At 40.9% G+C, this 12,071-nt stretch carries 14 protein-coding genes; 8 read left to right on the forward strand and 6 right to left on the reverse strand.

Translation table 11 applies throughout. From position 1 onward, the window contains the following. Positions 1–12: 12 nt before the first annotated feature. Genes DI076_RS16930 through DI076_RS16940 form a run of 3 tightly spaced genes read left to right on the forward strand, consistent with a single transcriptional unit; the run spans position 13 to position 2,763 of the window. On the forward strand, positions 13–822 hold the full coding sequence (locus DI076_RS16930) for an SDR family NAD(P)-dependent oxidoreductase (RefSeq protein WP_108961052.1): 810 nt from the start codon (positions 13–15) through the stop codon (positions 820–822). Positions 823–856: 34 nt separating this feature from the next. Continuing rightward, entirely contained in the window at positions 857–1,675 is an 819-nt protein-coding gene (locus DI076_RS16935; RefSeq protein WP_108961053.1) for a DUF1295 domain-containing protein, read from the forward strand. Positions 1,676–1,692: 17 nt separating this feature from the next. Continuing rightward, the gene (locus DI076_RS16940) at positions 1,693–2,763 is read left to right on the forward strand and encodes an SAM-dependent methyltransferase (protein WP_108961054.1); all 1,071 of its coding nucleotides are present in this window, start codon (positions 1,693–1,695) and stop codon (positions 2,761–2,763) included. On the opposite strand, the gene DI076_RS16945 is transcribed toward DI076_RS16940, so the two are convergent. After that, a complete protein-coding gene (locus DI076_RS16945; RefSeq protein WP_108961268.1) occupies positions 2,742–4,337 on the reverse strand; it encodes a DEAD/DEAH box helicase in 1,596 nt (531 codons plus the stop codon). The genes DI076_RS16940 and DI076_RS16945 overlap by 22 nt on opposite strands. Before the next feature lie 69 nt (positions 4,338–4,406). After that, a complete protein-coding gene (locus DI076_RS16950) occupies positions 4,407–6,068 on the reverse strand; it encodes a hybrid sensor histidine kinase/response regulator (protein ID WP_108961055.1) in 1,662 nt (553 codons plus the stop codon). Between the two features lie 116 nt (positions 6,069–6,184). Between DI076_RS16950 and msrB the strand changes: the two genes are divergently transcribed. Next, positions 6,185–6,664 carry a peptide-methionine (R)-S-oxide reductase MsrB gene (gene msrB, locus DI076_RS16955; RefSeq protein WP_282432608.1) on the forward strand — a complete coding sequence of 160 codons (480 nt, stop codon included), beginning with the start codon at positions 6,185–6,187 and terminating at the stop codon, positions 6,662–6,664. A gap of 3 nt (positions 6,665–6,667) precedes the next feature. Here the strand turns inward: msrB and DI076_RS16960 are convergent, their stop codons facing one another. From DI076_RS16960 to DI076_RS16975, 4 genes are all read right to left on the reverse strand, one after another. Further along, positions 6,668–7,453, reverse strand: coding sequence for a nucleotidyltransferase family protein (locus DI076_RS16960; protein ID WP_108961057.1), 786 nt, complete (start codon positions 7,451–7,453; stop codon positions 6,668–6,670). A gap of 3 nt (positions 7,454–7,456) precedes the next feature. Continuing rightward, complete coding sequence (locus DI076_RS16965) at positions 7,457–7,663, reverse strand: hypothetical protein (protein WP_004787999.1); 207 nt, start codon at positions 7,661–7,663, stop codon at positions 7,457–7,459. Positions 7,664–7,746: 83 nt separating this feature from the next. Then, positions 7,747–8,292, reverse strand: a complete 546-nt coding sequence (locus DI076_RS16970) for a hypothetical protein (RefSeq protein ID WP_108961058.1) — start codon at positions 8,290–8,292, stop codon at positions 7,747–7,749. Then, positions 8,276–9,340 (reverse strand): KamA family radical SAM protein, encoded by a 1,065-nt coding sequence (locus DI076_RS16975; protein WP_108961059.1) that lies wholly within the window; start codon positions 9,338–9,340, stop codon positions 8,276–8,278. The genes DI076_RS16970 and DI076_RS16975 overlap by 17 nt, the downstream gene beginning before the upstream one ends. Before the next feature lie 68 nt (positions 9,341–9,408). Between DI076_RS16975 and efp the strand changes: the two genes are divergently transcribed. The 4 genes from efp to DI076_RS16995 are packed head-to-tail and all read left to right on the forward strand — an operon-like array spanning position 9,409 to position 12,069. Continuing rightward, entirely contained in the window at positions 9,409–9,975 is a 567-nt protein-coding gene (gene efp / locus DI076_RS16980) for an elongation factor P (protein WP_100715848.1), read from the forward strand. Positions 9,976–9,977: 2 nt separating this feature from the next. Then, a complete protein-coding gene (gene mtnB, locus DI076_RS16985) occupies positions 9,978–10,607 on the forward strand; it encodes a methylthioribulose 1-phosphate dehydratase (protein WP_108961060.1) in 630 nt (209 codons plus the stop codon). Beyond that, complete coding sequence (locus DI076_RS16990) at positions 10,604–11,326, forward strand: SDR family oxidoreductase (protein ID WP_108961061.1); 723 nt, start codon at positions 10,604–10,606, stop codon at positions 11,324–11,326. Before mtnB ends, DI076_RS16990 begins: the two co-directional genes overlap by 4 nt. Before the next feature lie 5 nt (positions 11,327–11,331). Beyond that, entirely contained in the window at positions 11,332–12,069 is a 738-nt protein-coding gene (locus DI076_RS16995) for an SDR family NAD(P)-dependent oxidoreductase (RefSeq protein ID WP_108961062.1), read from the forward strand. Positions 12,070–12,071: the final 2 nt, after the last annotated feature.

Below are 12,071 nucleotides of genomic sequence, written 5' to 3' on the forward strand. Positions count from 1 at the left end.
AGAAAGGGTAATATGAAAAAAGAATTTTGGAACGATACCGTCGTAGTGATCACTGGTGCATCCAGTGGAATCGGAAAGGCCTTACTCGAAGAACTCGCCATTTTCCCATGCCAATTGGTTCTTTTGGCAAGGCGGGCAGGAGACATCCCCGAACCAACGGCAAAACACAAAGACACAATCCTCCATAGGGTCACATGTGACTTGTCCGACCCAAGTTCTGTACAAGATGCCATTGATTGGATCTCCAAACGAATCGAACGTGTGGATGTCCTGTTTAATAACGCAGGCATTACTGCCCATGGTCGGTTTGATTCCCTTTCGATGGAAGTGTACAGGAAGACCTTCGCTACCAATTTTTTTGGTCCCGTCCAGTTCATAAAGGGACTCCTTCCCTTGGTAACCATTGCCAAAGGCAATATTGTCACCACATCCACAGTTTCTGCTTTGTATGGAGTGCCTGGGCGCGCAGCTTACTCTGCCTCCAAGTCAGCACTGCATGCAGCACTCGAATCCCTTCGCATTGAAAGTTTAGATTTGGGAATTGGTGTCTCACTCGTTTGTGTCCCTTATACGGATACGGCACTCCGCACTTCTGGTCTTGATTCTTTCGGAAATCTTCTCACCGAAGCACCAGCAAAAGGCAAACGAAAGTCGGCAAAAGAAGTGGCCCATGTTCTCATGGAGGTTGCAAAGGACAAAGAAGCAAGGCTTGTTACGTTCAATTTGAGCGGTAAGTTTTTGGAATGGATGCGATTTTTCTCTCCCAAGTTTTTAGAAAAAATTCTCTATAAAAAACTCTACGACGACTTCAAAACACATTGAACTCCGTCTAAACCAAGGTAGAGGAAAATCCCACTTGGACAATATTTTAATTCCGTATTTAACGGCTGTTATTTTTACATTTTGTTTTATGACACTCATGTGGTTTTGGGGAAAAACCCGAGACAATTACGCTGTCATTGATGTGGGTTGGGGTCTTGTGATTGCGGGTATCGCCACTGTCCTTTCCTATTTTGGAAAAGGGACTTTGGTTGCAAAGTTAGTTGTCCTCATCCCTGTGTGGGTTTGGGCGATTCGGTTATCGGGTTTTCTTTACTTCACACGGATCCGCACAAACCACCCAGAAGACAAACGTTATGCTGGGTTTCGGAAAGACTATGGCGACAAAGTCCATAGTAAAATGTTTACCAATGTTTTTTTATTACAAGGGGCTTTAGCACTTATATTATCCTTACCCTTTTATTTTGCCTCTCAGTGGAATTTATATCCGAATGTGGGGCTCTTTGGTCCCAATGGAACTCTGATGGTTTGGATTGGTTGGGCACTCTTTCTATTGGGTGTGATTGGCGAAAGCGTAGCTGACAGAGACCTACACAAATTCCTTTCCGTTCAGGCAAACAAAGGTAAGGTGTGTAATCTTGGCCTTTGGAAGTACACAAGACACCCCAATTACTTTTTTGAATGGGTGATTTGGCTAGGGATTGGAGTAATTCCCATCCTTTCCACACCAGAAGCAATGGCTTCTCTTTTCACTCCTGTATTTATGTTTGTGTTGTTACGATTTGTATCTGGTGTCCCATTTGCTGAAAAATATTCACTTCAGTCGAAAGGAGATTTATTTCGCGAGTACATGCGCACCACAAACGCATTTTTCCCTTGGTTTCCAAAACAATAAATAAAAAAGGATAAAACATGAATTTCACTGATTCTAACAAAAAGGAAGAGTCATCTTCGTTTAGTATCAACTCACTTTTAGAAAAGGATATTTTCCCGGATTGGCTCATTCGTTTCCGTATCCGGCAGTTACTTGATCTCCGTATCAAACAAGAACGTAAAGAAAATGCCACGGCACAACTAACGCATAAAATGAATTATGTGAATTCACTTAAAAATTCACCGATAGCAGTGCATACGGATGCCGCAAACGAACAACACTACGAAGTCCCAAGTGAATTTTTTACCTATGTTATGGGACCGAGGATGAAATATTCATCTGGGTATTGGCCAACACTTGATACCAGTTTTGCTGAATCGGAAGAAGAGATGTTACGCATCACTGTGGAACGTGCGGAAATCAAAAATGGGATGCGTGTCCTTGATCTTGGTTGTGGATGGGGCAGTATCTCTCTTTACATTGCTGAAAAATTTCCAAAATGTAAAGTAACGGGTGTTTCCAATTCCCGCACCCAAAAAGAATTCATCGACAAACGTGCCAAAGAACGAGGATTAAAAAACCTCACTATCATCACCAAAGACATGAATGAGTTCACCACAAAAGACAAATTCGATCGCATTGTGTCTGTGGAAATGTTAGAACATATGAAAAATTATGAGAAACTCTTTGAAAAATTATCCAAGTTTCTTGTGGCGGATGGAAAGTTTTTTGTACATATCTTCACACACAAAGAATTTGCCTATCCCTTTGAAGTGATTGATGAAACCGATTGGATGGCGAAGTATTTTTTCACAGGTGGCCAAATGCCTTCTGATGATTTGTTTTTGTATTTCCAAAAAGACTTTCTCATTGAAAACCACTGGGTAGTCAACGGAACGCATTATGCAAGGACATCTGAAGCTTGGTATGAAAACATGATTGAAAACAAGGATAAGCTCTTGCCTATCCTTGCCAGTACTTACGGCGAAAAAGAAAAAACCAAATGGTTTGTTTATTGGAAAGTTTTCTTTCTCGCCTGTGCAGAGTTATGGGGTTATCGAAACGGAGAAGAGTGGTTTGTGAGCCACTACTTGTTTCGAAAACGCTGAGTTTTTTTCCCTGCCGCTTTTACAAACACTCCACCTTCTTTTTTAGAAGAAGAGGGGGTGCTTGAACGGCGGTTATCTCCACCACGTTCTTTTCTTTCTCCGCGTTCACTTCTTTCTCCACGTTCGCTACGATCACTGTTGGACCTTCCACCACGGTAACCACCGCGACTTCCCGATCCACCACCATCATCACGACGACGTCTGCCACCACCAGAACCACCACCAGGAGGCATTTCGCTCCATTCCGCTGGGGTTTTTCCGATTTTTTCAGGGCCACTGATTTTTGCTTTATCGAGTAGATTGGATAGGAGTTTTAAAGCCACAGCACGTTTGTCGTCTAACTTCAAAAGTTTTTCCAATACTTCTTCGGCATCGGCATGGACTTCAGTTTCGACAATTTTGTTCAGGAAATCCTCTTCTCGTCTTGCGTGTACTTCCTTTTTAGTGGGAAGTGCTGCAATTGTTAAGTTCGTTCCCGAAGTTCCTTTTAGTCGGAGAAGGGCTCTTGATTCTCTTGTTGTTACAAGTGTCACAGCCTTACCCGATTTCCCTGCTCGGCCAGTACGACCAATTCGGTGCGTATAACTTTCGCTATCAAAAGGAAGGTGGTAGTTGATCACAAGTGACAAATCTTTTACGTCAAGTCCACGTGCCGCAACGTCTGTTGCCACAAGGATTTTAACTCGGCCATCATGTAGGCTTTTTAAAACTTGTTCTCGTTGTTTTTGGTTTAAGTCTCCGTGAAGAGCTTCAACTGGATATCCTTTGAAACTAAGGGTTGCTTTCAGATCATCAGCTTCTTTTTTCGTTTTTGTGAAAATGATCGCCTTAAATGGGCTTTCAAAATCCAAAATCCGTACAACAGCTGTTTCGCGTTCTGCCTCATCGATTATGTAATATACTTGTTCGATGTTTTTAGAAGATTTCTCTGTTGCTGCAATCTTCACATGAGCTGGGTGCGTTTGGTATTTACTCGCCAATTTTTTAATTGGTTCGGGCATTGTTGCAGAAAATAATAATGTTTGGCGTTTGGTGGGAAGTAAGTTAAAGATGGATTCGATATCATCCATAAATCCCATATCAAGCATTTCATCTGCTTCGTCTAAAATCACCATTGATGGTTTGAAATTTTTAAGTTCCTTACCTTTTAATAGGTCAAGGAGTCTGCCAGGAGTTGCGACAGCAACTTGGGCACCTTTTGCCACTTGAGTGATTTGTTTAGAATAGGAACTACCGCCGTAAATCGTGGTGGTTTTGATTCCTAAATGTTTTCCCAATTTGAACAATTCATCTGATACTTGCAATGCAAGTTCCCGAGTGGGTGTGAGGACGAGCACTTGCATGCCATCTTCTACATTGATTCGGTTCAAACAGGGGAGTCCGTAAGCTGCAGTTTTTCCGGTACCGGTCTGCGCTTGTGCGATTAAATCTTTTCCTTCCAATACGAGCGGAATCGCTTGTTTTTGGATAGGGCTTGGTGATTCGAAGCCTGCTTCAGTGATTCCTTGTAGTATTTCAGGACGTAATCCGAAGGATTGGAAGTCATTTCCAACTTCGGTGTCATTCTTAGTCATGAAAATAGGATACAATAAAAAAACGGCCTAAAAAAGAAAGGGAAAAACTACCATACCTCCCAAGCTGTGTTACGGGTGTTTTTTGGCGATTTCTGCCAAATGGGAGTACAATTCTTCTTTCAAATAGGGTTTTGGCATAAAGTACTCAAACCCAGAGTTTAAAATATGTTCTTTTTCTTCTGGCATACAAAGACCCGTACAGGCAAACAAAATGGGTCTCGTTTTTTCCGAGGAAAGAGCCTTCGCAATTTCTGTCCCATGTTTACCTGGCATCTCAATGTCAAGAAAGGCAATGTCAAATTGGTCCGATCCTAAAATCCTTTCCGTTTCGATCCCGTTATTTGCCTCCACAATATCAAAAGGCAGTGGTTTTAAATAATTCTTCAAAACTTTTCGGTTCAGTTCATTGTCATCTGCGATGAGAACTTTTTTGCGAGTGATAAAATTGGGAAGATAAGAATCTTTTTGGTTTGTAAGGTTTTTTTGTTCAGAGGATAATTCTTCCCGTTTCCAAACGGTAGGAATTTTCACTTTGAATGTACTACCTTCGCCTATTTTAGATTCCACATTGATCTCACCATTCATCTCTTCTAACGAAAGTTTAACGATGGATAAACCAAGGCCGGAACCCGAAATTTCACACCCTTCTGGAACAAATTCATTGTACTTTTGGAAGAGGCGGTCTTTGATCTCTGGTGAAATTCCAGGCCCTGTGTCTCTTATTTCTATTATTAAATTGGCATTTTCATCTGCTTTTGTTTCTAAGTAAACATGACAATCAACAGAACCATGGTGAGTGAATTTGACAGCATTCGCTGTTAGGTTCCAAATGATTTTTTCCAGTTTCCGTTTGTCAGAAAGTAAGTATACTGTTTCTGAAATTTCATTCTTCAATTGGAATTCAATTTTTTTTCGTTTGGTTTCTTGTTTGAAAAAATTATGGTACACATCCAAACATTGGCTTAAATGAAACCACTCGTTATTTAAGACAGATGCGTTTTCTTCTAATCGAGATAACTCAATCGTATCGTTTACTAAATTGAGAATCACGTCCCCTGCATTTTGGATATGGTCTACATAATTAAGAATTGATTCAGACATCGGTTGTTCCCGGATCATTTCCGACATTCCAAGAAGGGAATTTAAAGGATTCCGAATGTCATGGCTAATCGCCGCAATAAAATCTCGTTTGGCTGCGTTTGCTCGTTCAGCCGATCTTTTTTCAATTTCGAGTTTGTCTCTGTCTTTCCGCATTTGCAGAAGTCGAACCGTTTGTTTCCCAAGAAGGCGTAACATGTGTAGTTGTTCTTCGTTCAGTTCTCGTGGTTTGTTATCGATGACACAAAGTGTTCCCAATTTGATTTGGTCATCTAAAGCAAGTGGGATCCCTGCATAAAAAATCACATTGGGATCCCCATTCACGAGTGGATTGTTTTTGAATCGATTGTCACTTTTAGCATTGGGAATGACAAACAATTCGTCTCCCAAAATCGCATGGGAACAAAAGGCTAAGGAACGTGGAGTTTCCCTAGCTTTTAGTCCATGGTGGGATTTAAACCACTGTCTAGTTTCATCGATTAAGCTTACCAAGGAAATGGGGACATTGCAGATCATCGAAGCAAGTTTGGTAATTTCATCGAACATTTCCTCTTCAGGAGTGTCGAGAATCTCAAGGCCTTTTAGGGCTGAGAGTCTTGCGGCCTCATTTTTCGGTAAAGGTGCAATCTGCATAGAGAATTAGACGAATGCATTTTCGGATAAATGAAAGTAAAAAAACAAATTCTTAAAGTCTAACGATCATGAAACGAAATTTAGTGATTTCTTTCCTTTCCATTGTGGTTTTATCAATGTTCACTTCTTTTTGTTGTTCTCCGTCGGCAAAAGAACAGGCAATAAAACCAGAAAATCCCGAGTTACGTAAAAAACTGACCGATCTGCAATACCGTGTAACACAAGAAGACGAAACTGAACCTCCTTTCCAAAATGAATATTGGAACAACCATGAAGAGGGGATTTATGTCGATATTGTTTCCAAAGAACCACTTTTTAGTTCCAAGGACAAATTTGAATCTGGAACTGGATGGCCAAGTTTTACAAAACCACTTGTGAAATCCAATGTCGTTGAAATTGAAGACAATTCGTATGGAATGATACGAACAGAAGTTAGATCAAAAGCGGGAGATTCTCATTTGGGGCATGTTTTTGATGATGGTCCAAAACCCACTGGCAAACGGTATTGTATGAATTCGGCTTCGATGGAATTCATTCCTAAATCAAAACTGAAAGAAAGAGGTTATGAAGCTTTTTTAAAAGATTTTAAACCGTAAAATTTATGCCCAAAGGTTCATCATAAACTCTTCGTCATTTCGTAATGAGATGAGTTTGTATTTGGTTTCGTGGATGTCTTCTCGAGATACATCTCGTTTCCAACGAATGTCCACTTTCAGTTTCCGCACTTTGGTTTGTAATTCGAGTAATTCCCATATTGGTGCTTCTAATTCTTTTCTGTACAAATTGGTAAAGAGAGGAACGAGTTGGTCAGGAGTATCCATTTTCAAAAGTTCAATATGAGTGAGGTCTTCGATATTCTGTAAGGCCCAAATGTGTAATGTGAGTGTTGTGATCCGTTCTAATTGAGCAATTTCATCCTTCGCATTTCGGGTCACTTGTTGTTTGAAAAACCGAATGCGTTTTTCTAAGTATTGGATGAGATCAGATTTTGGGATTTCACGTTCCTTCCACTTGTCCCAATCTGATTTCAGGTCTTCAAAAATCCCCTCTCCAAAAAATACGGAAGAGGCTTCGAGAAGTTGGACCGATCCTGGTTCTGAAATTTTCAGTCGATGGCGAAGGGAATCGGCATCTCCCGCAATCATATTCACAGGAGCCACATCTTCTAATCTTTGTAAGGCTCTGGAAATAGAATCAATGAATTGAGACTTCATTTGGTCTGTCGAATGGGCCACCAGGTAAAAATTTAAGTCGGAGTCTGGGTGGTAATCCCCACGTTCTCTTGACCCATAAAATAGAATTTGGTAGGGTTTTGTGGATGGGATGAGTTCGAGTTCATCCAAGACCTGCGCATAGAGATTCGGGTTTAGTGCTTCAAATTCCATAATTCATTCAAAGTATAATTTCATTCGAGAAAGGTTTTCTAGTATGGCTTTAAAAGCACGATCACGTTCTTCTTTGCCTGGGAAAGGGAGTGATTTTACATTGTTTAAGTCTTGGTAAATGATTTCGATAGAAGGTTGGTTTGGATTTTTTTTGATCGATGCAACATAGTCCAAATTGATCACTTCTGATTCGCCAAGTTTTAACCACATAAAATTTCTCCTCAAAGCCTAACGGTGGCTTTCCATTTGCCTAATCTTTTTTTATCAAAAATCTCCTCTTTCGGAAAAATCGATTAGTACACTTCCAAGGACCCAAGGATCAGGTTATGAAAGGATTTAGCCAATTCTTTGGGTGAATCTGTTTTTTTTGTGGAAGATTCAAAGACGAGTAAAAAACCATTGTGGATTCCTTCCCAACGTAGGTACAATTCTCCCTCTGGCATGTGGTAGACTTGTACACTGCATTTTTTTTGTCCCCATACAAAATAAGAGACCTCGGGATTTTGAGTTTCGTCCTTGAAGAAATAACGGAACTGGGATTGGTTTTCTCTGTCTGTGGAAGACAATCGTAACCATGAAAATTCATTTGTTTCAGAAAATAAAATTTTGTATTGGTTACCGGTTCCAAAAAGCGAGATAGATTCTTTCAGCTCAAAATTTTCTTTGTTCACCCAGACTGCATGATAGGTAAGCCGTAGTTCCTTTGTTAGGGGACGAGTTTCTTTTGATTCTACGGGTTTTGAAACTGTCTCTTTTGGCATTTTGGTTGGACTGGTTGTTTTACAATATAAAATTCCCAATGATAGTAAAATGATTAAATACTTAGTGGCCCACTTCATATTCATCTCCTAGATAATTTTGAAAGAGGTACCCATTCTCTGTTTTTTTTTGTAAATACTCTGGGGATAATAATACTTTCCCACCACCACCAGTTAGGTCTTTTACATAACTTGGGATTGTGATCCCAGAGTGGTATCCTCGGAGTTTACGATAAATCTCAATCCCTTTTTCCATAGGCACAACAAAATCAGAACTCCCAAATACTTCATCACACTGGTGGAGGTAATAAGGTTTGATTCCGATGGATATCAGTTTGTAATTTAAGTCAGATAAAATTTCGGCATCATCATTTATGCCAGATAATAAAACCGATTGGTTAAAAACCGAAACATGTCCTTCTTTTATCATTCGCATAACATAGAATTTCGTTTCTTCTGAAATTTCATTGGGATGGTTAAAATGAGTGACCATGTAGAGTGGGAAGTGTTTGGAAAAAACAGAATTTAAACTTTCGGTGAGACGCATGGGCATGGTCACTGGGTGACGAGAGTGGATTCGGATTTGGTTCAAATGAGGAATTTGTTTGAGTTCGGAAAGTAGAGTATCCAAAGACGAATCGGAAAGGGTGAGTGGGTCACCACCAGAGAGGATCACTTCTCGGAGTTTGGTTTGTGTGCGAAAGTAATCCAAAGCCTTTTCCCATTCCATACGGTTCGGAGTTTCTTCCGGATCGGATACCTTTCGTTTCCTTGTACAAAAACGGCAATACACCGCGCAGACATGAGAGATGTACCAGATCGCACGGTCAGGGTAACGGTGGGTCACACCTTTCACAGGCATATGTGTTTCTTCGGCGAGTGGATCCTCGGTTTCGTTGGGTTTACGAACTAGTTCTCCTGCCCGTGGCAGGATTTGTTTGCGGATGGGACAATGGGGGTTGTTTTTGTCCAATAGTTGTAAATAATAAGGTGTTACTGCAAATTGGAACTGTTCATAGGCGCGTGCAAAGGAATCCCTTTCTTCCTCTGTGAGAGTGATTTCTTTTTCCAAATCCGCTAAGGTAGTGATGCGGTTTTGCAATTGCCATTTCCAATCGGACCAAGTCATGACTTATGACCATACTTCGGTTGACACTAGGCCAAGTCCCTCGGATTTTGTTTACGAGTAACGAAATTATGAACTTAGGCATTACAGAAGTAAAAAAAGGAATGATCCTCAAGATTGAGAATGAGCTTTATTCCGTCGTCAAAACAGAATTTGTGAACCCAGGAAAGGGTTCTGCATTCATCCGCACCAAACTCAAAAACATTGTCCGTGATTCTTCCATTGAAAGAACCTTCAAAGCAGCAGAGAAATTGGAAAGTGTGGATTTGGAACGTCGTAAGATGCAGTATTGTTATGCTGACGGTGACCAAATCATTTTTATGGACGTCAACGATTACGAACAGATCCCTGTTTCCAAAGATTATGTGGAAGACATCCTTCCCTTTATGAAAGAAGAAACACCAGTGGAAGTTTCATTTTACAATGACAAACCAATAGGTGTAACACCTCCTAACTTTGCTATCTTGGAAGTGACTTACGCGGAAGACGGATTAAAAGGTGACACCACTGGTCTTGCTCTCAAACGAGTGACTGTGGAAACGGGTGGCGAAGTCCAAGTTCCGATTTTTATCAAACAGGGGGATACGGTGAAAATCGATCTTCGTGATTTGAGTTACGTGGAGCGCGTTAACAAATAGATTTGGATTTGATCAGTTCTTTACAGGAAATCACCAAACTTTCCCATCTCTATTATTCACGGCAGTGGATGTTTGCCACTGCTGGGAATCTCTCTACCCGAGACAATCTTGCCCACAATCAATTTTGGATCACTGCCTCTGGCAAACACAAAGGAGAACTAAAAGAATCCGATTTTGTTTGTGTATCTACACTTGATGGCAGTCTCGTCCAAACAAATGATGGATTAAAACCATCGGCAGAAACTTCCATCCACCAAGTATTGTATTCCCAGATGCCTGAAGTTGGATCTTGTCTCCATGTCCACACGATTGATTCCAACTTACTCGAGTTTGGTGTCGGAAAAGAAGAAGGATTCAAAGAAATTTCCCTTCCTCCCATCGAAATCATCAAAGCCTTTGGGATTTGGGACGAAAAACCAAACCTGACAATGCCCGTTTTTTATAACCACACACATGTGCCGACCATTGCAAATGAAATCAAACATTACTTAATGAACCATGGAATTCCCAAAGTTCCCTTCCTCCTCATCGAAGGACATGGCCCAACGGTATGGGGGAAAACGATCGCGGAAGCCAACAAACACTTAGAAGCCGTTCATTTTCTTTTGCAAGTGATGGCACGTAGGATATGACAAAAAAGACCCACGTTTTTATATTTGGAATCGGTTCTGGTATTGGTGAGGGTCTTTACAATCGATTCCAAAAAGAAAAGGATCCAAACCGATTTGTATTTGGATTTTCTAGAAAAGGGAAAAAGGAATTATCCTCGTTTACGTTGGGATCCCCTGGCACTTATCAGTTTGATGCAAAAGACAACCAAACATTTGTTCAATTCGAATCATTGTTAAATGGATTGTATAGCGAAAAATCCAAAGATTCTGTTTCCATTCTCGTATACTTCGCGTTAGGTGATGGGGTCTTTGGCCCGATAACGAAACTTTCCGATGCAGATTTACAGTCACATTTAGATTTAAACGTTGTTTCCCTTCTCAAACTTTCCCGCAGTTTTGCCGAGCATTTGCCAAAATTGTCCGAATCTACGTTTGTATTTTTAGGTTCCACTGCTGGGAAACAAGGTTTCCCAGAATCCGCTCTCTATTGTGCTTCCAAACATGCGGTGCTTGGGATCTGTCGGGCCTTACGGGAAGAATGGAAACCCTTTGGTACAAAGGTGGTTCACGTAAGCCTTGGGGCAGTGGCAACCGAGATTTGGGACACAAGACCCGCGTTTGACAAGAAAGACATGGTTTCAGTTTCGGACATTTCCGAGTATTTGTGGTGTATTTCGCAGTTGCCAAAATCTATCTTTGTGGATGACTTATCCATTACCCCAAAGAAAGGAATTTTGTAGGTCCGATGGAACTCAAGGAATCGATTGTTCTTGTGACAGGTGGCAGTGGTGGGATAGGACGTGAGATCGTGAGAACTTTAGTCCTTGCGGGGTTTTCCGTCTGGAATCTCGACAAAGTTCGGCCGAGAGAACCTATTTTACAAGAAACCTACCGAGAAGTGGACCTTTCCGAAACACCATATGTGGTCGAAAGGAGTTTGTCCAAAATCCTGATGGAGTCCTCCGATATGGGGGACATATATGGAATTGTTCATACCGCTGGTTTTGGTGGACCTTACCATCCAATCACGGATGTATCCATTGAAGAGTGGGAATCTATTTTTCGCATCAATCTCACGAGTTTGTATCTGCTTTCTAAAATTGTCCTTCCAATCTTTAAAAAATTAAAATTTGGAAGGATTGTTGCCATTGCATCCTCATTGTCCATCGTAGGATCTGGGAATTCAGTTGCATATTCGGCCTCCAAACACGGATTAGTGGGGTTTATCAAATCGATTGCGGATGAATGGGGAAAATTTGGAATCACCGCCAATGCAATTAGTCCAGGATATGTTGATACAAATATGGGTATCCAAGAAGACCAAATTTCTGATCATAAATCAAAAATCATCAACCAAACACCCGTAAAACGAATTGCGGACCCTTCAGAAATCGCCCGTGTTGTTAATTTTCTTTTGCAAAAAGAATCTGGTTATATCACTGGAGCCAATTGGACCGTTGATGGTGGAATCACAGCCATTTAATT

This window comes from Leptospira ellinghausenii, from assembly GCF_003114815.1.
GTDB classification, from domain to species: Bacteria; Spirochaetota; Leptospiria; order Leptospirales; family Leptospiraceae; genus Leptospira_A; species Leptospira_A ellinghausenii.